The sequence below is a fragment of the Methylobacterium dankookense genome (assembly GCF_902141855.1).
GTDB classification, from domain to species: Bacteria; Pseudomonadota; Alphaproteobacteria; order Rhizobiales; family Beijerinckiaceae; genus Methylobacterium; species Methylobacterium dankookense.
The window spans coordinates 93139-118522 of the sequence record NZ_CABFVH010000006.1 but is presented as its reverse complement, the minus strand read 5'-3'; the positions used below and the strand labels follow the sequence as shown (position 1 = coordinate 118522).

The following is a 25384-nucleotide window of genomic DNA, read 5'->3' as shown; positions in this document are numbered from 1 at the left end:
GATATGGCGGCGATGCGGTGGATGGGCTTCGCGGCCGGGTTCGTGGCGCTTCTCGGGAGCCCCGGCATGGCCGCGCCGCGGCTCGTACTCGATTACCGCAACCCGCAGGTGCGGACGCAGTGGCCGAGCTACGCGCCGGCCGAGCGCGCGGCGGTCGCCCGCGCCCTGGAGGGGGCGCCAGAGGCGATCCGGACCGATATGGGCCGGAGCTTCGCGATCATCGGCGATGCGCGGGGCGCCTATACGACGACAGGAACCCGGGAGCGGATCTACCTGATCCAGCAGAAGGCGCCGGTGGCGATCGATCCCTTCCCGAACGCGCCCGCGCCCGTGCTCCTCGTCCTCGCCGAGGGCGCGGCGCCCCGCTTCTACCGGCTGACGACGAAGGCCCAGTTCCAGCGCCTCGTCGCCAGCGCCGATGCCGACCGGGACGGCCGCGACGAGGTGCTGCTCGAATCGACCGTCATGAACATGGGCCAGAGCATCTCGGCGGTGACGGTCCTCCGCCTCGATCCGGCGACGGAGACGGCGCCAGAGGTCCAGACCCTGCCCGAGGTGGTGAGCGAGAGCTGCGATGCGGGGCGCGGGCCGCGCACCCGCACGGTCGCGGCCATCACGGTCGCCGAGGGCGGCGGCTTCCAGGCGCAACGCTTCCCCCTGCCCTGCGGGTAAAGAATCATCTTCGACAGGCTTTGGACAGAGTCCCCGCGGGTGCTCGGAGCACGCCCGCCGGCGAAGCACGACAATCGCGGAGCAGGCTCACCGCGCCCCCTCTCCCGTTCAGGAGAGGGGACCCGCGCCTCGCTCGGGCAGCGAACCGAACGCCTCTAGGGACAGGGCCTCGACGGGAATTCACGCCTCGGCGAGCGCCACCGCACGTGGCGGCGGCAGGTTGGCGCGCAACTCCCGCGAGACGCCCGGGGAGGCTGAGATCGTGCCGAGATTGGCGTAGGTCTCGTGGTTCTTCTCGATCGCCGAGAGGTCGTAGAGGTAGTTCACCATCAGGCCGTGGGACTGCCGGAGCCCCTTTCGCGAGACGTCGCCGAGGAAGTTGATCCGCTCCAGCCGCGCCCCATTGCCGAGATGGAATCGGGCCACTGGGTCGAGGGGCCGGCCGCGGGGGTTCTTGGCGCGCAGGAAATAGGCCGCCGCCGCCGGAATCAGCGCCTTGCGCACCGCATCCGCCTTGGTCTTGTCCGTGGACCAGTCGGGCTCGTCGAGGAGGCGCAGGGCCTCCACGTCCTCACGGGTGAGGCCCTGGGGCACGTCGGCCCGGCGCTCGCGCTCGAGCCAGGCGGAGAAGCCCGGCACCGGCGAGAGGGTGACGAAGGTCTTGAGGCTCGGGATCTCGCGGGCGAGGTCCTCCACCACCTGCTTGATCAGGAAGTTGCCGAAGGTGACCCCCGCGAGGCCCTTCTGGCAGTTCGAGATCGAGTAGAAGATCGCGGTGTTGAAGGCCCGGGGCGAGAGCGGCGTGCGCTCCTGGCTGAGGATCGGCGCGATGGCCGGGGCGATGGCGTCGGTGAGCGCCACCTCCACGAAGATCAGAGGCTCGTCGGCGAGCGCCGGGTGGAAGAAGGCGAAGCAGCGCCGGTCCTTCGGCTCGATGCGGCGGCGCAGATCCGCCCAGTCGGCGATCTCGTGCACCGCCTCGTAGCGGATGATCTTCTCCAGGATATGGGCCGGCGTGGTCCAGTCGATGTGGCGCAGCACCAGGAAGCCGCGGTTGAACCACGAGGCGAAGAGGTGCTCGAAATCGCGGTCGAGGCTCGCCACCGCGTCGACCAGGTCCGGTATGCTGGCCGGATCCTCCTGCAGGGACTTCCGCAGGTCGAACAGGTCCTCGCGCATGCGCACCAGGGCGAGGGTGCCGTCGCGGGCGAGGTTGAGGCGGCGGATCAGCTCCTGGCTGCGCGGCTCGGCCGCCTCGTGCAGCAGGCCGAGGCGGGCCCGGGTCGGATCGGTGCGGTAGGCCGCGATGGCCGCGTTCACGGCCGCGTGATCGGCGTCGAAATCGATGGCGATGTGGCGCAGGAAGTCGAGGCGCTCCGCCTTCGACAGGGTGGCGTAGCGGTCGAGGATCGCCCGGGCGAGCGCCACGCCCGAGGCCTCGCCGCGCCGCGAGATCAGGTCCTCGCAGAGCCGGACCAACTCGGACGGGTCGGCCCGGGCGGCGATGTCGCCGCGGGCGATGCCGATCAGGTCGCGGCCGCGGTCGCTGATCGTCTGCAGGAGATCGCCGAAGAATGAGATCGCCGCCATGCTCCGCCCGACCTGTGACTTCGCCCCGGATCGGACGCGCCTCGCGACGATCTCGCCGCCGGCAACGCCGTTTTAAGGCGGCGGTGGCGGCCCGGCCAGTGCGGGCCGGCGCGCCGGAGGCCGCGTCAGGGGCGGATCGCCCCGTCGTCCGCGATCACGGCGCGGTCGGCGCGCTCACGCCAGTCGCCGACGCCGTGCTGGCGGGCGAAGCGCAATTCGGCCGCGCGGAGCGCGCGATCCGGACCGCGGGCGCGCTGGATGTCCACCGTGCCCACGGTGAACGGGACGCCCAGGATCTCCTTCGAGAAATCGATGCGGTAGTTCGCCACACGGAACTCCCATGTCGTCTTGACTTGAGGCCGCCTCCGTCGCGAATCACACGGATCCGAGATGGATTACCCATATGTGAGACGATAATCGCGCGTTCGCCAAGGGCGCGCGGCGCCGATGCGGACGGCGCATGCCTCGACGGCGGATTCGGCCGTGGATGGACCTATATGGGAGCGCGGCCGCCGGTTCGAAAGACCGCCGGCCGCACGGGGCGCCCCTGCCGCCCTCGACCTCGCCTCTCTCCCCCGCCTGACGGACGATTCGATGCCACCACTCACCGCGCGTGCGCGCCTCGGGCTGACGCTGATCGCCGGCGGGGCGGTGGCCAACATCTACTACAACCAGCCGCTGCTCGCGCTGCTGGTGGCCGAGTTCGGCGACGGCGCGGCACTCTGGGTGCCGACCGGCTGCCTCGTCGGCTACGGCCTCGGCATCGTCGGCCTCGTGCCGCTGGGCGACAGCCTGCCGCGGCGCCGGCTGATCGTGGCCCAGCTCCTGGCGCTGGCGCTCGCGCTGGTGGCCGCGGGCCTCAGCCCGAATCTGGCGCTTCTCGCCCTGTCGAGCCTGTTCATCGGCATCCTCGCCTCGGCGGCGCAGCAGGCCGTGCCCTTCGCCGCCGAGCTCGCGCCGGATGCGAGTCGCGGGCGCATCGTCGGGCAGGTGATGACGGGGCTGCTCTCCGGCATCCTGCTCGCCCGCACGGTGAGCGGCTTCGTCGGCGCGCATCTCGGCTGGCGGGCGGTCTTCGTGGCGGCGGCCGGCGTGTCGCTCGCCATGGCCGCCATCGCCGCGGCCACGCTGCCGCACACGCCGCAGACCAAGCCCCTGCGTTACCGGGCGCTGATGCTCTCGATTCTCTATCTCGCGCGCACCCAGCCGATCCTGCGGCGCTCCAGTCTCGTCCAGGCGCTGCTGTTCGCAAGCTTCAACGCCTTCTGGGTGACGCTGGCGCTGTTGGTCGAGGCGGAGCCGTTCAATCTCACGGCGGCCGGCGCCGGACTGTTCGGGGTGATCGGCGTGGCCGGCGCCCTAGTGGCGCCGATGTCCGGCCGCTTCGCCGACACGCGCGGGGCGCGGCCGGTGGTGATCGCCGGGGCGCTCTTCGTGATCGCGGCCTTCGCGGTGCTGTGGACGGGCGGGCAATGGTCGCTCCTGGCCGTGGCGCTCGGCGTGCTGCTCATCGACATCGGCATCAACGGCGCGCTCATCGCCAACCAGACCCGGGTCTACGCCCTGGTGCCCGGTGCGCGCGGCCGGCTCAACACCGTGCTGTTCGCCACGATGTTCGTGTTCGGGGCGCTCGGAGCCTATGCCGGCTCGCGGGCCTTCCTGCTGGCCGGATGGCTGGGCGTCTGCGCCGTCGGCCTCATCCTCTCAGGCGCAGCCCTCGTCCTCGCCCTGACCGAGCGGCGCTGACGCCGCCGGCTTGAGGATCCGCGAGAGCCGGCACCACTGGTCCTTGCCCGCGGGCAGGCCGAAGCGGAGCAGGTCCGGCCGCTCGGCGAAGCGGCGCACGAAGATCCCGGCCTCGCCGAGGCGGCGGAACAGGGCGGGCGCGTCGGGGCAGCGCGCGAGGCGGAACAGGCTGGTCCCCCCGACGAGCGTGCAGCCGGCCCGCCCCAGCATCCGGTCGAGGCGGCCGGCATCGGCCGCCCGCTCCGCAGCGGTCCGGCTCAGCCAGTCGCGGTCGGCGAGCGCGGCCCGGCCGATGGCGAGCGCCGGTCCCGACACCGCCCAGGGCCCGAGCGCCGCGGCGATGGCCCGCGCCGCCTCCGGCAGCGCCAGCGCGAAGCCGAGGCGGAGTCCGGCGAGTCCGTAGGTCTTGCCGAAGGAGCGCAGCACCACGAGCCCCGGCACGAGATGGGCCCCAAGGCTCTCCGCCGGCTCCAGGTCGCAGAAGGCCTCGTCCACCACGAGGAAGCCCCCGCGCCCGGCAAGGTCCCGCGCCAGGGCGAGGAGGTCGCCGGTCGCGTGGACAGACCCGTCCGGGTTGTTCGGGTTGACGACCACCGCGACCATCGCCCCGGCGGCCTCGGCGAGACCGGCCACGGCGCGCACCGCGTGGCCGCCGCGGATCCAGGCGGCCGCGTGCTCGGCATAGGTCGGCCCGACCACGGCGACGCTTGTCGGGGCCAGGAGCCGCGGCAGGGTCTCGATCAGGATCTGCGTGCCGGGCGCGGGTACCACGCAGGCCGGATCGGCGACGCCGTAGGCCGCGGCCGCCGCGGCGCGCAGCGCCCGCTCGTCGGCTGCGGAGGGCAGGCGCTGCCACAGGCTGGCGTCCGGCGCCGGCCAGGGATAGGGAACCGGATTGATCCCCGTCGAGAGGTCGATCCAGGGCTCGGGCGCGCCCGGGAACAGCGCGCGCGCGGCTTCGAGGTCGCCGCCATGCGCCACGGGCGCGGCCTCGGAAGTGCCGAACAGATGTCCTGGCTTGCGCTCGCTCATCCGCCCCTGACGTTCGCCGTCCTCGCCCTCGCCCTCGCGATCGAGGCGGCTGCCGGCTATCCGGACGCGCTCTACAGGGCGCTCGGCCACCCTGTCACCTGGATCGGCCGGCTGATCGCGGCCCTCGACGCCGCGCTGAACCGGGGCTCCTTCGCCCGCCGACGCGCGGGCGGCGTGCTGGCGGTACTCGTCCTCCTCGCCGTGGTCGGGGCCGCGGCGCTGACGCTGACGGCGCTCGCCGGGCTCGCGGGCCCCTTTGCCGGGCTCGTCCCCCTCGCCCTCCTCTGCGCCAGCCTGCCGGCGCAGCGCAGCCTGCACGACCACGTCGCCCGGGTCGCCACGGCTCTGCGCGGCGAGGGGCTGGAGGGGGGACGCCGGACGGTCTCGATGATCGTCGGGCGCGACCCCGGGACCCTCGACGAGGCGGCCGTCTGCCGCGCCGCCATCGAGAGCCTCGCCGAGAACTTCTCGGACGGGATCGTCGCGCCGGCCGTCTGGATCGGGATCGGCGGCCTGCCCGGGGGCGCGCTCTACAAGGCGGTCAACACCGCCGACAGCATGATCGGCCACCGCACCCCGCGCCACGCGGCCTTCGGCTGGGCGGCGGCCCGCCTCGACGACCTCGTGAACCTGCCGGCCTCGCGGCTCACCGCCGGGCTGATCGTGGCAGCGGCAGCGCTTCAGGCCTTCCCCTCCCCCCGCGATGGGGCGGGGAGCCCGCGCGAGGCCCTCGCCGCGATCCGCCGCGACGCGGCCAAGCACCGCTCGCCCAATGCCGGCTGGCCCGAGGCGGCCATGGCCGGGGCGCTCGGGCTCGCGCTCGCGGGCCCGAGGGTCTACGGCGGCAGCGTGGTCGAGGATGCCTGGATGGGCGACGGGCGGCCCGAGGCCGGCCCCGCCGATATCGAGCGGGCGCTCGCCCTCTACCGCACCGCCTGCATCCTGCTCTGGGGCCTCGCCGCGGGCGCGGCGGCGCTGGGCTTCCTGATCTGACGGCTCACGCCGTGCGCGGGAGGACCGGCTCCACCGGGGCGCCGCGGCGGGCGGCGTCGCGGCGGAGCGCGGTGAGGACGACGAACATCAGGCAGGCCCCGAGCGCCAGCGCTGCGGCAAGGAAGTACATCGGCGCGAGGTTGCTGCCCGTCTTGTCGCGGATGAAGGGCACCGCGTTCTGCGCGATGAAGCCGCCGAGATTGCCCACCGAGTTGATCGCCGCGATGCCGGCCGCCGCGCTCGCGCCCTTCAGGAAGGTCGGCGGCAGGGACCAGAATACGGGCTGGGCAGAGAAGACGCCGGCCGCCGCCACGCAGAGGCAGGCGAACTTCACCGCCGAGCCCGGCAGCACCACGCTGAGCACCAGGGCGATGGCCGCGACGAGCCCCGGCACCACCACGTGCCAGATCTGGTCGCCCGTGCGCGCGGCACGGCGGGGCACCCACCACAGGGCGAGCGCGGTGACGATCCAGGGGATGATGTTGATGAAGCCGTTGGCGGTGTTCGAGGCCCCGAAGCTCTTCACCACGGTGGGCAGCCAGTAGCTCAAGCCATAGGCCGCGAGCGGGAAGGCGATGTAGACCGAGGCGAGCATCCAGACGCGCCGGTCGAGCAGCGCGGCGAAGGGGTTGTGGTGCTCCACCTGGCCCCCGCTCTCGCGCTCGTTGGCGAGCTGCCGGGCGAGCCACGCCTTCCCCTCGGGTGTCAGCCAGGGCGCCCGCTCTGGGCCGTCCGGCAAGATGCGCAGGACCACGACCGTGAGGATCAGAGCCGGCAGCCCGGTCGCCACGAAGACCCATTGCCAGCCCTTCAGACCGAGGACGCCGTCGAGGTCGAGCAGCGCCCCGCCGATCGCCGCGCCGACCGCGTTGGCGAAGGCGCTCGCGATCATGAACCAGCCGATCATCCGGGCCCGGTGCGATTGCGGGAACCACAGGGTGAGCGCGAACAGCACGCCGGGGAAGAAGCCGGCCTCGGCCACGCCGAGGAGGAAGCGCAGCACGTAGAACATCGTGGTGTTCTGGGTGAAACCCAGGAGCACGGTGATCAGGCCCCAGGTGAACATGATGCGGGCGAACCAGCGCCGCGCGCCGACCCGCTCCAGGATCACGTTGGCGGGCACCTCGAACAGGAAATAGCCGAGGAAGAACAGCGACGCGCCGAGCCCGTAGACGCTCTCGCTCAAGCCCAGATCGCCGACCATCTGGAGCTTGGCGTAGGAGATGTTCTGCCGGTCGATATAGGCGATGAGGTACATCAGCCCGAGGAGCGGCATCAACCGCAGGGTCACCGTGCGGACCGTGTCGTGCGCGAGGCGCGCGTCGACCTGCGGCGGGGGTGGCGTCATCGGGCTCCTCCTTCCGGCTCCCGCCCCTTCATGCGGGGGCGTGGAGGGACAGACTTAGACCGGATGCGCTAGCGCGCCAGCGCGAGCAGCCTGTCGCAGTCGACATGAACCTCAAGGTGTCGCGCGAGCGCGTCGAGCGCCGCATCGACGCCGGCCTCGTAGGAGGCCCCGTCCGAGGCCGCGCCGAGCCGGGCGAGCCAAGCGGCGCGCTGGCCATCGTCGGCGAAGAGCCCGTGCAGGTAGGTGCCGCAGACCCGCCCGTCCGCCGAGACCGCCCCGTCGAGGCGGCCATCGGCGAGCCGCAGCAGCGGGCGGGCGACATCGGGCCCCGCGGTCTCGCCGATATGCATCTCGTAGCCCGTGAACGGCAGGCCGTCGGCGAGGCTGGTGCCGGTGACGGCGACGAGCCGCTTCTCCGGCGTCATCACGGTCTCGACGTCGAGGAGGCCGAGCCCAGGCACGGTGCAGGGCGCGCCCTCGATCCCGTGCGGGTCCGAGAGCGTCCGCCCGAGCATCTGGTAGCCGCCGCAGAGCCCGAGCACCCGGCCGCCGCGGCGCAGATGGGCCTGGATGTCGATGTCCCAGCCCTCCGCGCGAAGCGCCGCGAGGTCGGGGATCGTGGTCTTCGAGCCCGGCAGCAGGACGAGCGCGGCGTCCCCCGGGATCGCCTCGCCGGAGCGTACCAGCACCACCTCGACGCCGGGCTCGGCCCGCAGCGGGTCGAGGTCGTCGAAATTGGCGATGCGCGGCAGCACCGGCACGGCGATCCGCACGCGGGCACCGCCGCCGGGGGCGGAGCCGGCAAGCCCGAGCACGTCCTCGGCCGGGAGTCGCGCGGCCTCGGGCAGATGCGGGATCAGCCCGAGCGCCGGCCAGCCGGTGGCCTCCGCGATGCGGCGCATGCCGTCCGCGAACAGGCTCGGATCGCCGCGGAAGCGGTTGACGAGGAAGCCGCGGATCATCGCGGCATCCTCCGGATCGATCACGGCCCTGGTGCCGACGAGGCTCGCGATGACGCCGCCGCGGTCGATGTCGCCGACGAGCACCACCGGCGTGTCGGTGGCGCGGGCGAAGCCCATATTCGCGATGTCGCCGGCGCGCAGGTTCACCTCGGAGGCCGAGCCCGCGCCCTCGACCAGAACGAGGTCGGCCTCCGAGCGCAGGCGCACGAAGCTGTCGAGCACCGCCTGCATCAGCCGCGGCTTCCAGGCCTGGTAGTCGCGCGCCTTCACGGTGGCGAGCATGCGGCCCTGCACCACGACCTGGGCGCCGACCTCGCTCTGCGGCTTCAGCAGGACCGGGTTCATGTGGACCGAGGGTGCGACCCCTGCCGCCCGCGCCTGGAGCGCCTGGGCGCGGCCGATCTCGCCGCCATCCGCGGTGACGGCGGCGTTGTTCGACATGTTCTGCGGCTTGAACGGGCGCACCCGCAGCCCGCGGCCGGCGAAGAGCCGGGCGAGGCCCGCGACGATCAGCGACTTGCCGACATCCGAGCCTGTGCCCTGGATCATCAGGGCGCGGGTCATGCGCGGGCGCCCATCAGAACTCGATCCCCTCCTGCGCCTTCACGCCGGCGGCGAAGTGGTGCTTCACGCTGCCCATCTCGGTGACGAGGTCGGCGGCCTCGATCAACTCTGGCTTGGCGTTGCGCCCGGTGACGACGACATGGAGGTCTGGCCGGCGCGCCCGGAGCGCGTCCACCACCGCCGCGAGGTCGAGATAGTCGTAGCGGAGCGCGATGTTGAGCTCGTCGAGGACGATCAGGCGGATCGTCGGATCGGCCATCAGGGCCTCCGCCCGCTCCCAGGCGTGGCGGCAGGCGGCGATGTCGCGCGCCTTGTCCTGGGTCTCCCAGGTGAAGCCCTCGCCGAGCGTGTGCCAGGAGATGCGTTCGCCGAACACCTCGACGGCGCGGCGCTCGCCCGTGTCCCAGCCGCCCTTGATGAACTGCACGCAGGCGACGCGCCAGCCGCGCCCGAGCCCGCGCAGCATCAGGCCGAGCGCCGCCGTGGTCTTGCCCTTGCCGGGGCCGGTATGGACGATGAGCAGGCCCTTCTCGATGGTCTTGCCCGCCACCTCGGCGTCCTGCACCGCCTTGCGCTTGGCCATCTTGTCGCGGTGGCGCGCGGCCTCGTTGTCGGACTCCTCGATCATGCCTGTCCTTTCACGATCATGGGCAGCCCCGCCACCATGAAGACGACGCGGTCGCAATCCTGCGCGAGCTGCTGGTGCAGGCGCCCGGCCGCATCGCGGAAGCGGCGAGCGAGCGCGTTCTCCGGCACGATGCCGAGGCCGACCTCGTTGCCGACGAGCACCACCGGCCCCGGCGCCGCGCGGCAGGCCGCGCGCAAGGCCTCGGCGGCGGCCCCCACATCCGCCTCGGCCAGGATCAGGTTGGTGAGCCACAGGGTCAGGCAGTCGACGAGCACCGGGCCGGGCGCGGCGGCGACCGCCTCGGGCAGGGCCATCGGCACGTCCCGCGTCACCCAGCCCTCCGGGCGCCGCGCCCGGTGGAGCGCGATGCGCTCGACCATCTCGTCGTCGAAGGCCTGGGCGGTGGCGCAATAGGTCCAGGGCGCGGGCGCGGCCTCGATCAGCGCCTCGGCATAGGCGCTCTTGCCCGAGCGCGCGCCGCCGAGCACCAAGGTCATCCGGGATCCGGCCTGAAGCATGGGTTCCCTTTGCCTCCGGTTTCCCCGGGCGTCAAAGCCCAGCCGGCCGAAAGTCCCGCTGGCGACGCGTTGTGCGCCCGCCCGCGACAGGCTATGAGCGATCCTGGACGGTGCCCCTTCGGGGGTGAAAAGGGAATGCGGTGAGGGGAGACCCGACTCCGCGGCTGCCCCCGCAACTGTGAGCGGCGAGTTCCTGCCACCAGCCACCGGCACGATCCGGGAAGGCGGCAGGCGCGAGGATCCGCGAGCCAGGAGACCTGCCGTCCACCGGGAAGACCCTCGCAACGCCGCCGGTGGGGCGGCCGGAGATTTGGCCATGACGACCGCGATCCAGACCCTGTCCGGCACCCGCACGAACGAGCGCCTCTCGGCGATCGTGCTCGCGGCCTTCCTCGGCCTCGGCCTCGTGTTCTGCGCCGGCTTCGCGCCCGCCGCGGCCCTGCACAACGCGGCGCACGACTTCCGCCACACCCAGAACTTCCCCTGCCACTGACCGCCTGAAGCCACCCGCTTCATGATCAGCCGGCTCCTGTCGGCGGCGCTCGCCGCCGGCTTCCTCGCGGCCGTCGTCACGACCGGCCTCCAGCTCTCGCTGACCTCGCCGCTCATCCTCGAAGCCGAGCGCTACGAGACCCGCGACGCGCAGGCGGCCGAGAGTCGATCGCCTGCCCTGCCGATCGTCCACGCGCATCTCCAGCGCGTCCATGGCGGCCACGACCACGGCGCCGCCCCGGACGCACCGCGCGAATGGCAGCCCGGCGAGGGCCTGCCGCGCATGGCCTTCACCGGGCTCGCGACGCTGATCGGCGGCGTGGGCTACGCGCTGCTGCTCGGCGCGGTGATGCTGGCGCTCGGCCGGGAGCCGACGCCGGAGCGCGCGCTCGGCTTCGCGATCGCCGGATTCCTCAGCGTGGCGCTCGCGCCCGGCCTCGGCCTGCCGCCGGAACTGCCCGGCAGCGAGGCGGCGCCGCTCGCCGCGCGTCAGGCCTGGTGGCTGATGACCGCCGTGGCGACCGGGATGGGGCTCTATCTCATCGCGATCCGCCGCGCCGCGATCAGCATCGTCGGCGGCCTCGTCCTGATCGTCGCGCCGCATGTCGTCGGTGCGCCGGAGGTGGCGGCCACGAAATCCGAATTGCCGGCCGGCCTCGCGGCCCAGTTCGCCGCCCGCTCGCTGGCGGTCGGCTTCGTGTTCTGGGCGGTGATCGGGCTGGCCTATGGCTGGGCCTGGCAGGTCTTCGGACGCGGGCGGGCAGCGAATGGGCCGGCCCGTGCCTGAGACCGTCCTCTATGTCTGCACCACCTGCCGGGCGGCAGAGGATGCTCCGGACGCGCCCCGCGCCGGGGCGCGCCTGCTGGACGCCCTGCGTGCCGAGATCGCCGGGCGCCCGGAGACGGATGCGGCGGCGGGCCTCCGGATCGAGGGCGTCGAGTGCCTCTCGGTCTGCAAGCGGCCCTGCACGGTGGCGGTGGCGAGCCCCGACCGCTGGACCTACGTCTACGGCGATCTCGACCCCGCTTCCTCCGCCCGCACCATTCTCGACGGCCTCGGCCGCTACGCCGCGACCGCGGACGGCATCGTGCCCTGGCGCGAGCGGCCGGAGGCCTTCCGCAAGGGCGTCGTCGCCCGCATCCCCCCGTTTCCCGCACCCAGCGCGGGCTGAGAGGCTCGATCCATGAGCATCGTCCAGAAGGTCCCCTGCACCATCGTCACCGGCTTCCTCGGGGCCGGCAAGACGACGCTGGTGCGCCACGTGGTCGAGAATGCCGGCGGGCGCCGCCTCGCCATCCTGGTCAACGAGTTCGGCGATGTCGGCTTCGACAAGTCGTTCCTGGCCGCCTGCGGCGTCGAGGGCTGCACCGAGGACTCCATCGTCGAGCTGCCGAACGGCTGCATCTGCTGCACGGTCGCCGACGATTTCGTGCCGGCCCTGACCACGCTGCTGGAGCGGCCCGAGCCGCCGGAGCACATCCTGATCGAGACCTCGGGCCTCGCGCTGCCCAAGCCCCTGGTCCAGGCCTTCCAGTGGCCGGCGATCCGCGGTCGCGTCACGGTGGACGGCGTGGTGGCGGTGGTGGACGGCCCGGCCGTCGCGTCCGGCGTCTTCGCCGAGGACCCGGAGGCCCTGGCGGCGCAACGCGCCGCCGACCAAGCGGTCGACCACGACAACCCGCTGGAAGAGGTATTCGAGGACCAGCTCCTCTGCGCCGACCTCGTGGTGCTCAACAAGGCCGACCTGATCGACGCGGAGACCCGCGCCCGGGTGCGCGCCGAGGTGGAGGGGCACCTGCCCCGCGCCGTGAAGGTGGTGGAGACCGAGAACGGCGCCATCGACCCGCGCGTGCTGCTCGGCCTCGGCGCGGCGGCCGAGGACGACCTCGACGCCCGCCCCTCGCATCACGGCGAGGGCGAGGACCACGATCACGACGACTTCGAGACGGTCGCCCTGTCCGTGCGCCCGGCGGTGACCCCCGCCGACCTCGCCGCCCGGGTCGAGAAGGCCGCCGAGACGGACGGCGTGCTGCGCATCAAGGGCTTCGCCGAGGTCGAGGGCAAGCCGATGCGCCTCGTGGTGCAAGGGGTGGGCCGGCGCGTCAGCCACCATTTCGACCGGCCCTGGCGTGCCGGCGAGCCCCGCGACGGCACCCTCGTGGTGATCGGCCTCAAGGGCTTCGACAGGGACGCGGTCGCCGCCGCGCTCGCCGGTTAGGCGCAGAGCGGCCCCGGGTTTAGGCTCGCGGCATGCACCTCGTCCGCATCGATACGGTCTCCCTCGACGAAGGCGAGGCGGCGGTGGATCTGGGCCAGGAGCCCGGGGACATCGTCGTCCTGTCCTTCACCGATTCCGACCTCGCCGGCATCGCCGAGGCCGCGGCGGCCGAGGGAGCGTCCCTGCCCGCTCTGCGCCTCGCCAGGCTGGCGCGGCTGCGCCACCCGCTCTCGGTCGATCTCTACGTCGAGAAGGTGATCGCGCGGGCGAAGCTGGTGGTGATCCGCTGCCTCGGCGGGCTCGATTACTGGCGCTACGGCATCGAGCGCTGCGCCGAGGCCGCGCGGGCGAACGGCGTGCGCCTCGTCGTCCTTCCGGGCGACGACCGGCCGGACCCGCGGCTCTCCGCCTATGCCACGGCGCCGGAGCTCGCCTCCGTCCTCGACGCCTATTTCCGCGCGGGAGGCCGTGAGAACCTGAGGCAGATGCTGCGCCGGCTCGCGGCCGAGATCGGCCACGACCTCGCCTATACCGAGCCCCGGCCGCTGCCGCGCGGCTTCCCGTGCTGCCCCGGCTGCGGGCCGGTGCCGCTGGAACAGGCGCTCGCCGCCGGCGCCGCCACCGGAGAGGGGCACGCCCTCGTCCTGATCTACCGCTCGGCGGCGCTCGGCGGCGACCTCGCCCCGGCCGCGGCGCTGACGGCGGCGCTCGCCGCCCGCGGGATCGGCACGCTGGTGGTGGCCGTCTCCAGCCTGAAGGACCCGGAGGCGGTGGAGGCCGTGCGGGCCGCGATCGCGGCGCGCCGGCCCGACCTGATCGTGGCCGCCACCGCCTTCGCCGCCCGCGAGGATGCGGGCTTCGTCCTCGACGCGGCCGATTGCCCGGTCCTGCAGGCCTATACGGTGGGCGCGGCCCGGGAGGCCTGGGAGGCCTCCGCCCGAGGCCTCGGCGCCGCCGACCTCGCCATGCAGGTGGCGCTGCCCGAATTCGACGGGCGGCTCGCCGGCTTCCCGATCTCCTTCAAGGCGGAGGCACCGGAGGTCGCGGGCTTCGCCGAGCGCCGGGGCGTGCCCGACGCCCCCGGCATCGCGGCGCTCGCCGACCGCGCCGCCGCCTGGATCCGCCTCGCCCGCAAGAGCCGGGCCGCGCGGCGTCTGGCGCTGGTGCTCTCCGACTATCCCGCCCGCGGCGGCCGGGCCGGGTTCGCGGTCGGCCTCGACACGCCGGAAAGCGCCCGGGCCATCGCCGCGGACCTCACCGCCGCCGGCTATTGCGTGGGCGCGCTGCCGGACGGGCCGGACCTGATGCAGGCGCTGACCACGGGCGAGCCGGACTTCACGGTGAGCCTCGCGGACTACGCCGCGTGGCTCGGCCGCCTGCCGGAGACGGCGCGTACGGCGCTCGCCGAGCGCTGGGGCGCGCCGGAGGACGACCCTGCCTGCCGGGACAGCGCCTTCCGGTTCAGGGCAGTCGAGGCTGCCGGGGCGCGTGGCGCAACGCTGCCGGCTGAGGCGCGGGTCCCCTCTCCCGTTCGGGAGAGGGACAGGGTGAGGGATGAGAAATATCCGGATCGAACTGAGCCGGAGCCGCTTCACCGTCGCGACCACTCCGTAGAGCTCTCGCCCCTCACCCCAACCCTCTCCCGAACGGGAGAGGGGGCCTGTTGCGAGTCCCGCGCGCTTCCGGAATCCGGGGCCCGCGCAAGGGGCGGCCTCACCGTCTTCCTCCAGCCCGATCGCGGCCGGGCCGGCGACCGCAAGGCCGGCTACCACGATCCCGACGAGCCGCCGACCCACGCCTATCTCGCCTTCCATCTCGGCTTGCAGGGCGGCTTCGACGCGCTGATCCATCTCGGCACGCACGGCACCACCGAGTGGCTGCCGGGCAAGGCGGTGGCCCTGTCCCCGACCTGCTGGCCGGCGCTGGCGGTCGGCCCGCTCCCCGTCATCTACCCCTTCATCGTGGACGATCCCGGCGAGGCCGCCCCCCTGAAGCGCCGGCTCGGCGGCATCGCGCTCGGCCACCTGACGCCCGAGATCCAGCGCGGCGGGCGCGAGCCCGAGACCATGCGCCTGCGCGAGCAGGTGGAGGAATATGCCGCCGCCAGTCTCCTCGACCCGCGCCGGGCCGCGCTGATCGCGCGGGCGATCCTCGACGAGGCCGAGGCGCTCGGCCACCTTTCGGGAGCCGGCATCGCGCCCGGCACGCCGATGCCGGAGGCGCTGGCCGCCCTCGACGCGCATCTCTGCGACCTCGGCGAGACCGCCTTCCGCGACGGGCTCCACGTCTTCGGCCGGGCGCCCGAGGACGCCTCGCCCCCGCGCCGCGCCAGCGCGGCGGCCGAGCGGGCGAGCCTAATCGCCGCCCTCGACGGGCGCTTCGTGGCGCCGGGCCCCTCCGGCTCCCCCACGCGCGGCCGGGCCGACGTGCTGCCCACGGGCCGCAACCTCACGACCCTCGACCCGCGCGCCATCCCGACCCGGGCCGCGGCCACGCTCGGCGCGAAGGCCGCCGAGGCGGTGGTGACGCGCTACCTGCAGGACGAGGGCGCCTATCCCGAGCGGGTCGTGATGGACCTCTGGGCCTCGCCGACGCTCCGTACCGGCGGCGAGGACGTGGCCCATGCCCTCCACCTCATGGGCGTGCGCCCGCTCTGGGACCATGCCTCGACCCGCGTGACCGGGTTCGAGGTGCTGCCTCCGGCCCTGCTCGGGCGCCCGCGCATCGACGTGACGGTGCGCATCTCGGGCGCCTTCCGCGACACCTTTCCCGACACGCTCGCCCTGATCGACCGGGCCGCCCGCGCCGTGGCTTTGCGCGAGGAGCCGGACGAGGAGAACCCGCTCGCCGCCGCGCGGCGGCGCGGCGAGGATCCGGCTCGGGTCTTCGGCGCCGCCCCCGGCCGCTACGGCGCGGGCGCGGCCGAGACCGCCCTCGACGGGGCCTGGGCGCGGCGGCAGGATCTCGGCGCGGCCTATCTCAACGCCACCACGCACGCCTACGGCGACGCGGCCGGCCCCTCGGGCAGCTTCGCGGAGCGGGTGGCGCGGGCGGACGCCTATCTCCACGCCTTCGACGTGGCCGAGCGCGACCTCCTCGACGGGGACGCCGCCGCCGACGCCCTCGGCGGCTTCCATGCCGCGGCCGAATCGCTCGGCGCCCGCCCTGCCCTGTTCAGCCTCGACGTGTCCGAGCCGGAGCGCCCGAAGGCCCGCACCGCGCGGGAGGACGTGGCCCGGCTGGTGCGCGCCCGGCTCTCGGCCCCGGCCTGGATCGCGGCCCAGCTCGCCCACGGCCATCGCGGCGCGCAGGAGCTGGCGCAGGGCATCGACGCCGTCTTCGTGCTCGCCGCCACCACCGACGCCGTGTCCCATGCCGATCTCGACCGGCTCTACGGCGCCTGGATCGCCGACGCCGCCGTGTTCGAGCGCCTGCGAGTCGCGAATCCCGAGGCCGCCCGTGCCATCCTCGCGCGCTTCGAGGAATTGCGGGCTCGCGGACTCTGGCAGACCCGCCGCAACGCCATGCCGGCCGACGCCCTGATGCCGGAGGCGGCCGAATGAGCGGCCGCCGCGTCCTCCCGACGGCGCCTGCCCGCCGCGGCTGGTGCCCCGGCCTCGCCCGGCCGATGCCGACCGGGGACGGGCTCCTCGCCCGCATCCACCCGCCCCTCGGCTTGCTCAACCCGGAGCAGATGCGGGCCGTCGCCAAGGCCGCGGGCGCCTTCGGCAACGGCCATCTCGACGTGACGGCTCGGGCGAATCTCCAGGTCCGCGGCGTGCGGCCGGAGACGCAAGGGGCGTTGGCCGAGGCGCTCACCGTGATCGGCCTCGGCGATAGCCGCGGCGACGGCGGCCCGCAGCGCCTGACCCTCACGAGCCCCCTCTGCGGTCTCGACGCGGGCGCCCTCATCGACGGCCACGCCGTGGCGGCCGGCATCGAGGCGCTCGGCCGCGCGGTGGCGCCGCTGCCGGCCAAGACCCTGGTCGCGGTGGAGGCCGGCGGCGCCTGCGACCTCGCCGGGATCGAGGCCGACATCCATGTCCGCGCGCGCGCGCTCGGCCGCGCCGCGATCGGGCTGGCGACCGGGGCGGAGCCGGTCTGGCTCGGTGCCTGGCCCGAGGGCGCGCTTCCGGAGGCGGTCGCCGACCTTCTGAGAGCCTTCGCCCGAACCGGCGCGCGCCGGATGCGCGACCTGACCGATGCCGAGCGCGCCGCGCTCGCCTCTCCCAGAAACGGAGAGAGCCGAGCCGAGGAAGCGACGCTGCAGGACAAGGCGCGGGTCCCCTCTCCCGTTCGGGAGAGGGACAGGGTGAGGGTCGAGAATGTTCCGGAAAGGGCGGAGCCACCGCACCGTCGCGATCTCTCCGTAGAATTCTCATCCCTCACCCCAGCCCGCTCCCGAACGGGAGAGGGGGCCTGTCGCGGTTCGCACCCATGTTCTGACGCCAGGCCCTCCCCCGCAGAGGGGGGACGGCAACGCCAGCCCTTCGCGATCCTCGCCGTCGACGCCCCCTTCGGGCGCTGCACCGCGGATATGCTCGCTCGCCTCGCCGACGCGGCCGACGAAGCCGGCGCCTCCGACATCCGCCTGAGCCCCAGCCGCGGCTTCGTCCTCGCCGTCGATCCGGCCCGCGCCGAGACGGCGCGTGCCCGCCTCGCGGCGGAGTTCGTCACCGACCCGGAGGACCCCCGCCGCGCGGTCGCCGCCTGCCCCGGCGCGCCCGCCTGCGCCTCCGGCTCGACGCCGACGCTCCGCGATGCCGCCCGTCTCGCCGAGGCCTTCCGGCCCTTCGCGGCGCGGGGGCTCAGCGCCCACGTCTCCGGCTGCGCCAAGGGCTGCGCCGAGCCGCGGCGGAGCGCCCTCACCCTCGTCGCCGCGGACGGTCTCTACGGCGCCGTGCCGGGCGGCACGGCCGGCGATCCTCCGGTCGAATGGCTGACTATCGAGGCGGCTCTCGAACGCGTAAGAGGGGCGCAAACGGCCAACCTCGAAGACCTGTTCAGGACAAGACCATGAGCGCGCGCCTCGACTACCTGCGCGACGGGGGCGCGATCTACGCCCGATCCTTCGCGATGATCCGCGCGGAATCCGACCTCGCGCGCTGGTCGGGCGCCGCCGAGCGCGTCGTGGTGCGCATGATCCACGCCTGCGGCATGACCGACCTGCCGGCCGACGTGGAGATGTCCGACGATTTCGCCGCCAAGGGCGAGGCGGCGCTGAAGGCCGGCGCGCCGATCCTCTGCGACGTGCGCATGGTGGCCGACGGCGTCACGCGCACGCGGCTGCCGGCGAAGAACGACGTCATCTGCACGCTGGGCGACCCGCGCGTGCCGGCGCTCGCCGCCGAGATGGGCACCACCCGCTCCGCCGCGGCCATGGAGCTGTGGCGCGAGCACCTGCCCGGCAGCGTGGTCGCGGTGGGCAACGCGCCGACCGCCCTGTTCCGCCTGCTCGAACTCCTCGACCAGGGCGTGGGCGCCCCGGCGGCGGTGATCGGCATCCCCGTGGGCTTCGTCGGCGCGGCGGAATCCAAGGAGGCGCTGGCGCGCGACGGCCGCGTGCCCTTCGTCGTGGTACATGGGCGCCGCGGCGGCAGCGCCATGACGGCAGCGGCCGTCAACGCGCTGGCGAACGAGGTCGAGTGATGGAAGCCGGCCTCGTGACGGAGAGCCTCGAGACGGTCGAGACCCCGGCCCCGGTCACCACCGGCACGCTCTACGGCGTCGGCATGGGCCCGGGCGATCCGGACTACCTGACCCTGAAGGCGCTGCGCGTGCTGGAGCGGGCGCCCGTCCTCGTCCATTTCTGCAAGCGCGGCCGGCGCGGCAACGCCCGCACCATCGCCGACGCGGTGGTGCGCGACCCGACCCGCGAGATGGCGCTCGCCTATCCCTACACCACCGAATTGCACCCGGAGGACCCGGCCTACGTGGCCGCGCTCGCCGCCTTCTACGACGATGCGGCCGGCCGCCTCGCCGACCATCTCGGCGCGGGCCGGGACGTGGCGATCCTGTCGGAGGGCGACCCCTTCTTCTACGGCTCCTTCATGCATCTCTGGCGCCGCCTGAAGGACCGCTTCCCCGTCGAGGTGGTGCCCGGCGTCACCGGCATGTCCGGCTGCTGGACCCGGGCGGCCACGCCGATCACGTGGGGCGACGACGTGCTCACCGTCCTGCCCGCGACCCTATCGGCCGCCGTGCTGGCCGAGCGCCTGCGCGGCACCGACGCCGCCGTGGTGATGAAGCTCGGCCGCCACCTGCCGAAGGTGCGTGCGGCCCTGCGCGAGGCCGGCCTTCTGGAGCGCGCGGTCTATGTGGAGCGCGGCACCATGGCGGGCGAGCGCGTGGTGCCGCTCGCCGAGAAGGCGGACGACGAGGCGCCCTATTTCTCGATGGTGCTGGTGCCGGGCCAGGGGCGGCGCCCGTGACGGGCAGCCTGACGGTCGTCGGCCTCGGGCCCGGCGACCCGGACCTGATGACCGACTCCGCCCGCGCCGCCCTCGACAGGGCGCAGGACCTGATCGGCTACATCCCCTACGTCGCCCGCGTGCCGGAGCGGCCCGGCCTCGTGCGCCATGCCAGCGACAACCGCGTCGAGATCGACCGCGCCCGCCACGCGCTGGAGCTCGCCGCCGCGGGCCGCCACGTGGTGGTGGTCTCAGGCGGCGATCCCGGCATCTTCGCCATGGCCGCGGCGGTGTTCGAGGCGGTGGATCACGGCGACCCGGCCTGGCGGCAACTCGCGATCACCGTGGAGCCCGGCATCACCGCGATGCTCGCCGCCGCCGCCCGCCTCGGCGCGCCGCTCGGCGGCGATTTCTGCGCGCTCTCGCTCTCCGACAACCTGAAGCCCTGGGAGGTCGTCACCGCCCGGCTGGAGGCCGTGCTGCGGGCCGATCTCGTTGTGGCACTCTATAACCCGATCTCGAAGGCGCGCCCCTGGCAGCTCGGCGCGGCGCTGGAGATCGCGGCTGGGATCCGGGCGGCCGAGACCCCGGTGGCCTTCGCCCGCGCGGTCCGCCGGCCGGACGAGGCGATCCGGGTGATGACGCTGGCCGAGGCCCGCGAAGCCCCGGCCGACATGGCGACCCTGGTGCTGATCGGCGCCTCGACCACGCGGCTGATTCCGCGCGGCTTGGGGCAGCGCCCCTTCGTCTACACGGCGCGGAGCGTCGCCGCGCGATGAGACCGTTTCCGGATGGTCTCTTCGGAAGCCGTGGCCTCCCCTCTCCCCGCGTGCGGGGAGAGGGCCACGTCTCCTCCTCGGTGGGGAGCGTGGCGAGGCGGCAGCCGACGGTGAGGGGGCGATTCCGGATGAGCCCCCTCCTGAGCCACCCCCTCACCGCCGCTCCGGCTCCGCCTGCGCTTCCTGTCTGCACGACGAGGTGCAGACAGGCCTCTCCCCGCACGCGGGGAGAGGGGGATGCGCGGACCTCGAAGCGCTCAGCCGGAAGCCGCGATCCCCAGCCAGCGCAGCGCCCCGGCCGCATCCGCCACCGCCTCGACCGCCGGCTTCTCCGGCCGGCGCACCATCACCACGGGCAGCCCGAGGCGGCGCGCGGCGGCGATCTTGCCGTGGGTGGCCGCGCCCCCGGCATTCTTGCTCACCAGAACCTCCACGCCGTGCCGGGCCATGAGGTCTTCCTCGGCCGCCGCGTCGTAGGGTCCGCGCGCCCGGATCTCCACGAGGTTCGGGACGGGAAGCGCGCCGTCCACCGGCTCGATCGTACGCACGAGATAGCGGTGCTGCGGCGCCGCCGCGAAGGCCGCGACCTCGTTGCGGCCGACCGTGACGAAGACCGTGCGGGGCACGGCGCCCAAGGCCCCAGCGGCCTCGGCGACGCTGCCGACCTCGGTCCAGGCATCGCCCGGCTCTTGAGCCCAGGGCGTCCGGCGGATGGCGAGCAGCCTGACCCCGGCGGCCTCGGCGGCCGAGGCGGCGTTGCGCGAGATCCGCGCCGCGAAGGGATGCGTGGCATCGATCAGCCGGTCGATGCACTCCGCCCGCAGATGGGCGGCCAAGCCCTCGGCGCCGCCGAATCCGCCGATGCGGACGGGAAGCGCCTGCGGCTTCGGCTCGGCCGTGCGGCCGGCGAGCGAGAGGGTGGCGTCGAGGCTGGGATAGCGGCCGAGGGCGCGGGCGAGCTCGGCCGCCTCGCCGGTTCCGCCGAGGATGAGGATGCGCATGGCCGCCTTCTCGCCTCCGCTTGAGCCCCCGTCGAGCCCCTGGCTCTCGATCGTCGGCATCGGCGAGGACGGGCGCGCGGGCCTGAGCCCGGCCGCGGCCGCGGCGCTCGACGCCGCGGAGGTGGTCTGGGGCGGGCGCCGCCACCTCGCGCTCGCCGCGCCGCTCGCCGCCGAGACGCGGGCCTGGCCGAGCCCGATCCACCAGGCCTATCCCGAGATCCTGGCCCGGCGCGGCCGGCCGACCTGCATCCTCGCCACGGGCGACCCGTTCCATTACGGCATCGGCGCCGAGATCGCCCGGCTCGTGAAGCCGGCGGAGTTCCGCGCCTACCCGCAGCCCTCGGCCTTCAGCCTCGCCTGCGCCAGGCTCGGCTGGTCGCTCCCCGACTGCGGCTGCCTGACCCTGCACGGGCGGGCGCTCCCGCTGATCCTGCCCCATCTCCAGCCGGGCGCGCAGCTCCTCGTCCTGTCCTGGGACGGGACCACGCCGGGTCAGGTGGCGCGGCTCCTCACGGAGCGCGGCTTCGGCGCCTCGCACCTGACCGTTCTGGAGGCGATGGGCGGCCCGCGCGAGCGGATCCGCGAATCCGTGGCCGACCGGTTCGACCTCGACGGGATCGACCCGCTCAATACGCTTGCCGTCGCGGTGGCCGGCGGACCCGAGGCGCGCATCCTGACGCTCGCCCCCGGCCTGCCCGACGCCCTGTTCGAGAGCGATGGGCAGCTCACCAAGGCCGAGATCCGCGCAGTGACGCTCGCCGCGCTGGAGCCGCGCCGGGGTGAGCTCCTGTGGGATATCGGCGGGGGCTCCGGCTCGATCTCCATCGAGTGGATGCTGCGCCATCCGGCCATGCGGGCGGTGGCGGTGGAGGCGAAGCCCGAGCGCGCCGCGCGGATCGCCCGCAACGCGCAAAGCTTCGGCGTGCCGGGTCTCGCGGTGGTCGACGGCACGGCACCCGCCGCCCTCGCCGGATTGCCGGCACCGGGCGCGGTCTTCATCGGCGGCGGCGTCTCGGAGCCGGGCGTGATCGAGGCGGCCTGTGCGGCGCTCGGCCCCGGCGGGCGCTGCGTCGCCAACGCGGTGACGCTGGAGGGCGAGGCCGCCCTGCTCGCCGCCTTCGCCACGCGGGGCGGAAGCCTGCGCCGCCTCTCGGTGGCGCGGGCCGACCCTGTTGGCGGGATGCATGGCTGGCGCGCCGCGATGCCGGTCACGCAATGGGCCTGGACCCGCTCGTGACGATCGTCGCGGGCGTCGGCTTCCGCCGCGGCACGCAAGCCCCCGAGATCGAGGCCCTGATCCGCCGGGCGCTGGCCGAGGCGGGGCTGGAGCCGGGCGCGCTGGCCGGCATCGCCACCGCCGCCGACAGGGCGGGGGCTATGGCGCTCGCCGAGGCCGCCGCCCGGTTCGGCCTCGCCCCGCGGGGAATCACGGCGGAGGCGCTGGCGGAGGCCGACACCCGCGTCGTCACCCGCTCGGCCCGGATCGAGACGACGCGCGGGATCGGTTCGGTGGCGGAGGCCGCCGCGCTCGCGGCAGGCGGGCCCGAGGCACGGCTCGTCCTGGCTCGGATCGCGAGTTCCGGCGCCACCTGCGCCCTCGCCGCCGTTGCGGACGGCGCGGCGCCCGTCCAAGAGGGGCCATGACCGTCCACTTCATCGGCGCCGGCCCGGGCGCCCCCGACCTGATCACCGTGCGCGGGCGCGACCTCATCGCCGCCTGCCCGGTCTGCCTCTATGCCGGCTCGCTGGTGGCGCCCGAGATCCTCGGCTGGTGCCCATCGGGCGCGCGCATCGTCGACACCGCCCCCCTCGACCTCGACGCCATCGTCGCCGAGATTGAGGCCGCCCATGCCCGGGGCCAGGACGTGGCGCGCCTGCATTCGGGCGACCTCGCGATCTGGAGCGCGCTCGCCGAGCAGATGCGCCGGCTCGACCGGCTCGGCATCCCCTACACGGTGACGCCGGGCGTCCCCGCCTTCTCGGCCGCCGCCGCCGTGCTGCGCCGGGAGCTGACCGTGCCCGGCCTCGCGCAATCGGTGGTGCTCACCCGTTCTTCGGGCCGGGCCAGCGCCATGCCGGAGCGCGAGCGGCTCGCGAGTTTCGCGCAGACCGGCGCAACGCTCGCCCTCCACCTCTCGATCCACGTGGTGGAGGCGCTCGCCGCCGAGCTCCTGCCCTTCTACGGCGCGGATTGCCCGGCCGCGGCGGTGTTCCGCGCCACCTGGCCCGACGAGCGCGTGATCCGCGGCACGCTGGCGACCCTGGCGGACCAGGTGAAGGAGGCCGGGCTGGAGCGCACGGCGCTGATCCTCGTCGGCCCGGCCCTCGACCCGGGCGCCTTCCGCGAGAGCGCCCTCTACGCCCCCGACTACGACCGGCGCTTCCGCCCCGGCGGCGCCGTCTCGGCGGAGGGGACGCGGTGAGCGCGGCCGGGATCCTCGTCGCCGCGCCCCGGTCGAGCTCCGGCAAGACCACGGTGACGCTCGCCCTGATGCGGGCGCTCGCCCGGCGCGGCCTCGCCGTGCGCGGCGCCAAATGCGGGCCGGACTACATCGACCCCGCCTTCCACCGCGCCGCCACGGGCTTCCCGAGCTTCAACCTCGACAGCTTCGCCATGGGCCCGCCCCTCCTCGACGCGGTGGCGGGGCTGGTGGGGGCCGAGGCCGACATCGTCGTGGCCGAGGGCTCCATGGGCCTGTTCGACGGGGTCCGGGCGGCCGAGAGCCGCACGGGCGCCAATGCCGACATCGCCGCCCGCTACGGCTGGCCGGTGGTGCTGGTGCTCGACGTCTCGGGCGCGGCGCAGACCGCCGCCGCCGTGGCGCTCGGCTGCGCCGCCTACGATCCGCGCCTGCGCTTCGCCGGCGTGGTGCTGAACAAGGTCGCGAGCCCCCGCCACCGCCGCCTCGTCGAGGCCGGGCTCGCCCGGACCGGCCTGCCGGTGCTCGGGGCGCTGTCGCGCGATGCCGGCCTCGTCCTGCCGGAGCGGCATCTCGGCCTGGTCCAGGCCCGCGAGACCACCGACCTCGAAGCCCGCCTCGACCGTCTGGCGGATCTCGCCGAGGCGGGGCTCGACCTCGACGCGATCCTCGCCGCGGCGGGCGGCGGCACGCGGGCCGGGACGCCCGGCGCCCTGCCCGCGCCGCCGGGGCAGCGCATCGCGGTGGCCTCGGACGCGGCCTTCAGCTTCCTCTATCCCCATCAGGAGGCGGGCTGGCGGGCGGCGGGCGCCGAGATCGTGCCGTTCTCACCGCTGGCCGACGAGGCGCCGCCGGCCGATTGCGACGTCTGCTGGCTGCCCGGCGGCTATCCGGAGCTGCATGCGGGGCGGCTCGCCGCGGCGGAACGCTTCCGCGCGGTGCTCCGCGCCTTCGCCGAGGCGAAGCCGGTCCACGGGGAGTGCGGCGGCTACATGGTGCTCGGCGAGAGCCTGGAGGATGCGGACGGGGTCACGCATCCGATGGCCGGGCTGCTGCCGGTGGCGACGAGCTACGCGAAGCGGCGCCTGCATCTCGGCTACCGCGTGGCCCGCCTCGTCGCGGACGGGGTGCTGGGCCCGCGCGGCTCACGGCTCGTCGGCCACGAGTTCCACTATGCGGGCGAGCTGACGGAAGCCCCGGCCGAGGTCGAGGCGCTCGCCCGGGTGAGCGACGCGGAGGGCAGCGATCTCGGCTTCGCGGGCCACCGGCGCGGATGCGTCACCGGCAGCTTCTTCCACCTGATCGCGAGCGAGCCGGCCTGATCCTTATCCCTCGGTTGCCGTGCCATCCTCGGCGGCCGCCTTGGCCTGCGAGAGCCGCGCGGCGGAGCGGACGATCGAGAGCACGTCGCGGCGGACCTGATCGTCCTGGATCGAGGCGTAGGCGCGCAGGAGTTCGATCGCGCCGTGCGCGCTGAGGAAGCTGAACACGTCCTCCTGCGGCCCGTCGGACGGCTTGTCCTCCTCGAAGAAGGCCGAGACCGGCACCTCGAGGAGGCGGGCGATCTCGCGCAGGCGCCCGGCGCCGACGCGATTCTGGCCCTTCTCGTACTTCTGGACCTGCTGGAAGGTCACACCCACCGCGTTGCCCAGCGCGGTCTGGCTCATGCCACGCGCCTTGCGCAGCGCTTTGATGCGAATGCCGACGAGGCGATCCACGTCGGTCGTCTGTTTCGGCATCATCGGACTAGTCATATTCTCTTCGTGCCAGCGCTTGCGTCGATCTGCCACGAGAAGACTGCCCCTCCGACCTGCCCCCGCTGATCCGAGACCGGCAGTCCCTCGTACCCAACAACATTGCGGCCCTCCGGGGCCGCCCACGCGAGATTTGGGCCGATCATTCGCGCCGAGTTTCGTTCTTATGCTCAAGATGGCCGCAAAGTCCATGTCCGGCGCGGCCACGCCTGCGCCGAATTCGAAACGAGGAGTGCGGATCTTGCCGCCGGAAGCG

At 74.2% G+C, this 25384-nt stretch carries 25 protein-coding genes and 1 riboswitch; of the genes, 16 read left to right on the top strand and 9 right to left on the bottom strand.

Translation table 11 applies throughout. From position 1 onward, the window contains the following. Window positions 1–3 precede the first annotated feature (3 nt). Window positions 4–672 carry a hypothetical protein gene (locus MTDSW087_RS07460; RefSeq protein WP_144762365.1) on the top strand — a complete coding sequence of 223 codons (669 nt, stop codon included), beginning with the start codon at window positions 4–6 and terminating at the stop codon, window positions 670–672. Window positions 673–852: 180 nt separating this feature from the next. Here MTDSW087_RS07460 and MTDSW087_RS07455 read toward each other — a convergent pair whose 3' ends face one another. Together MTDSW087_RS07455 and MTDSW087_RS07450 are read right to left on the bottom strand one after the other, a co-directional pair. Further along, entirely contained in the window at window positions 853–2262 is a 1410-nt protein-coding gene (locus MTDSW087_RS07455; protein WP_144762362.1) for a malonyl-CoA decarboxylase, read from the bottom strand. A 125-nt stretch (window positions 2263–2387) separates the two neighbouring features. Then, window positions 2388–2591 carry a hypothetical protein gene (locus MTDSW087_RS07450; protein ID WP_144762359.1) on the bottom strand — a complete coding sequence of 68 codons (204 nt, stop codon included), beginning with the start codon at window positions 2589–2591 and terminating at the stop codon, window positions 2388–2390. A gap of 265 nt (window positions 2592–2856) precedes the next feature. Between MTDSW087_RS07450 and MTDSW087_RS07445 the strand changes: the two genes are divergently transcribed. Then, window positions 2857–4008: an MFS transporter gene (locus MTDSW087_RS07445; RefSeq protein ID WP_144762356.1), complete on the top strand. Its 1152-nt coding sequence runs from the start codon at window positions 2857–2859 to the stop codon at window positions 4006–4008. Here the strand turns inward: MTDSW087_RS07445 and cobD are convergent. Further along, window positions 3967–5040, bottom strand: coding sequence for a threonine-phosphate decarboxylase CobD (cobD, locus tag MTDSW087_RS07440; protein ID WP_144762353.1), 1074 nt, complete (start codon window positions 5038–5040; stop codon window positions 3967–3969). The genes MTDSW087_RS07445 and cobD overlap by 42 nt on opposite strands. Between cobD and cbiB the strand changes: the two genes are divergently transcribed. After that, window positions 5017–6033 carry an adenosylcobinamide-phosphate synthase CbiB gene (gene cbiB, locus MTDSW087_RS07435; protein WP_144762350.1) on the top strand — a complete coding sequence of 339 codons (1017 nt, stop codon included), beginning with the start codon at window positions 5017–5019 and terminating at the stop codon, window positions 6031–6033. The genes cobD and cbiB overlap by 24 nt on opposite strands. 4 nt (window positions 6034–6037) lie before the next feature. On the opposite strand, the gene MTDSW087_RS07430 is transcribed toward cbiB, so the two are convergent. The 4 genes from MTDSW087_RS07430 to cobU form a co-directional block, all read right to left on the bottom strand. Then, the gene (locus MTDSW087_RS07430) at window positions 6038–7381 is read right to left on the bottom strand and encodes an MFS transporter (protein ID WP_144762347.1); all 1344 of its coding nucleotides are present in this window, start codon (window positions 7379–7381) and stop codon (window positions 6038–6040) included. A gap of 68 nt (window positions 7382–7449) precedes the next feature. Continuing rightward, entirely contained in the window at window positions 7450–8907 is a 1458-nt protein-coding gene (locus MTDSW087_RS07425) for a cobyric acid synthase (RefSeq protein WP_186383770.1), read from the bottom strand. Window positions 8908–8920: 13 nt separating this feature from the next. Next, window positions 8921–9535: a cob(I)yrinic acid a,c-diamide adenosyltransferase gene (cobO, locus tag MTDSW087_RS07420; protein ID WP_144762344.1), complete on the bottom strand. Its 615-nt coding sequence runs from the start codon at window positions 9533–9535 to the stop codon at window positions 8921–8923. Continuing rightward, window positions 9532–10032, bottom strand: a complete 501-nt coding sequence (cobU, locus tag MTDSW087_RS07415) for a bifunctional adenosylcobinamide kinase/adenosylcobinamide-phosphate guanylyltransferase (protein ID WP_144762341.1) — start codon at window positions 10030–10032, stop codon at window positions 9532–9534. The genes cobO and cobU overlap by 4 nt, the downstream gene beginning before the upstream one ends. 112 nt (window positions 10033–10144) lie before the next feature. Continuing rightward, window positions 10145–10332, top strand: a riboswitch (cobalamin riboswitch). Window positions 10333–10369: 37 nt separating this feature from the next. Between cobU and MTDSW087_RS07410 the strand changes: the two genes are divergently transcribed. Genes MTDSW087_RS07410 through cobJ form a run of 9 tightly spaced genes read left to right on the top strand, consistent with a single transcriptional unit; the run spans window position 10370 to window position 19953 of the window. After that, entirely contained in the window at window positions 10370–10546 is a 177-nt protein-coding gene (locus MTDSW087_RS07410; protein WP_144762338.1) for a CbtB domain-containing protein, read from the top strand. Between the two features lie 21 nt (window positions 10547–10567). Beyond that, window positions 10568–11332: a CbtA family protein gene (locus tag MTDSW087_RS07405; protein WP_144762335.1), complete on the top strand. Its 765-nt coding sequence runs from the start codon at window positions 10568–10570 to the stop codon at window positions 11330–11332. Further along, entirely contained in the window at window positions 11325–11717 is a 393-nt protein-coding gene (locus MTDSW087_RS07400) for a DUF1636 family protein (protein WP_144762332.1), read from the top strand. The genes MTDSW087_RS07405 and MTDSW087_RS07400 overlap by 8 nt, the downstream gene beginning before the upstream one ends. Window positions 11718–11729: 12 nt before the next feature. Then, window positions 11730–12764: a cobalamin biosynthesis protein CobW gene (gene cobW, locus MTDSW087_RS07395; RefSeq protein WP_144762329.1), complete on the top strand. Its 1035-nt coding sequence runs from the start codon at window positions 11730–11732 to the stop codon at window positions 12762–12764. A gap of 32 nt (window positions 12765–12796) precedes the next feature. Further along, window positions 12797–16327, top strand: coding sequence for a cobaltochelatase subunit CobN (cobN, locus tag MTDSW087_RS07390; RefSeq protein WP_144762327.1), 3531 nt, complete (start codon window positions 12797–12799; stop codon window positions 16325–16327). After that, window positions 16324–17784: a precorrin-3B synthase gene (gene cobG, locus MTDSW087_RS07385; protein WP_144762324.1), complete on the top strand. Its 1461-nt coding sequence runs from the start codon at window positions 16324–16326 to the stop codon at window positions 17782–17784. Before cobN ends, cobG begins: the two co-directional genes overlap by 4 nt. Further along, window positions 17781–18413 (top strand): precorrin-8X methylmutase, encoded by a 633-nt coding sequence (locus MTDSW087_RS07380; RefSeq protein WP_144762321.1) that lies wholly within the window; start codon window positions 17781–17783, stop codon window positions 18411–18413. Before cobG ends, MTDSW087_RS07380 begins: the two co-directional genes overlap by 4 nt. After that, window positions 18413–19195: a precorrin-2 C(20)-methyltransferase gene (locus tag MTDSW087_RS07375; protein ID WP_144762318.1), complete on the top strand. Its 783-nt coding sequence runs from the start codon at window positions 18413–18415 to the stop codon at window positions 19193–19195. Before MTDSW087_RS07380 ends, MTDSW087_RS07375 begins: the two co-directional genes overlap by 1 nt. After that, window positions 19192–19953: a precorrin-3B C(17)-methyltransferase gene (gene cobJ / locus MTDSW087_RS07370; RefSeq protein ID WP_144762315.1), complete on the top strand. Its 762-nt coding sequence runs from the start codon at window positions 19192–19194 to the stop codon at window positions 19951–19953. The genes MTDSW087_RS07375 and cobJ overlap by 4 nt, the downstream gene beginning before the upstream one ends. A 257-nt stretch (window positions 19954–20210) precedes the next feature. Here the strand turns inward: cobJ and MTDSW087_RS07360 are convergent, their stop codons facing one another. Beyond that, window positions 20211–20954, bottom strand: coding sequence for a cobalt-precorrin-6A reductase (locus MTDSW087_RS07360; protein WP_144762309.1), 744 nt, complete (start codon window positions 20952–20954; stop codon window positions 20211–20213). On the opposite strand from MTDSW087_RS07360, the gene cbiE reads away from it, so the two are divergent. Genes cbiE through MTDSW087_RS07340 form a run of 4 tightly spaced genes read left to right on the top strand, consistent with a single transcriptional unit; the run spans window position 20953 to window position 24696 of the window. Continuing rightward, window positions 20953–22191 (top strand): precorrin-6y C5,15-methyltransferase (decarboxylating) subunit CbiE, encoded by a 1239-nt coding sequence (gene cbiE / locus MTDSW087_RS07355; protein ID WP_144762306.1) that lies wholly within the window; start codon window positions 20953–20955, stop codon window positions 22189–22191. The two genes, MTDSW087_RS07360 and cbiE, sit on opposite strands and share 2 nt — an antisense overlap. Further along, window positions 22170–22598 carry a cobalamin biosynthesis protein gene (locus tag MTDSW087_RS07350; RefSeq protein WP_144762303.1) on the top strand — a complete coding sequence of 143 codons (429 nt, stop codon included), beginning with the start codon at window positions 22170–22172 and terminating at the stop codon, window positions 22596–22598. The genes cbiE and MTDSW087_RS07350 overlap by 22 nt, the downstream gene beginning before the upstream one ends. Next, the gene (cobM, locus tag MTDSW087_RS07345; RefSeq protein WP_144762300.1) at window positions 22595–23377 is read left to right on the top strand and encodes a precorrin-4 C(11)-methyltransferase; all 783 of its coding nucleotides are present in this window, start codon (window positions 22595–22597) and stop codon (window positions 23375–23377) included. Before MTDSW087_RS07350 ends, cobM begins: the two co-directional genes overlap by 4 nt. Beyond that, window positions 23374–24696 (top strand): cobyrinic acid a,c-diamide synthase CobB, encoded by a 1323-nt coding sequence (locus MTDSW087_RS07340; RefSeq protein WP_144762297.1) that lies wholly within the window; start codon window positions 23374–23376, stop codon window positions 24694–24696. The genes cobM and MTDSW087_RS07340 overlap by 4 nt, the downstream gene beginning before the upstream one ends. 3 nt (window positions 24697–24699) lie before the next feature. Here the strand turns inward: MTDSW087_RS07340 and MTDSW087_RS07335 are convergent, their stop codons facing one another. Beyond that, window positions 24700–25116 (bottom strand): helix-turn-helix domain-containing protein, encoded by a 417-nt coding sequence (locus tag MTDSW087_RS07335; RefSeq protein ID WP_144762293.1) that lies wholly within the window; start codon window positions 25114–25116, stop codon window positions 24700–24702. Window positions 25117–25384 lie beyond the last annotated feature (268 nt).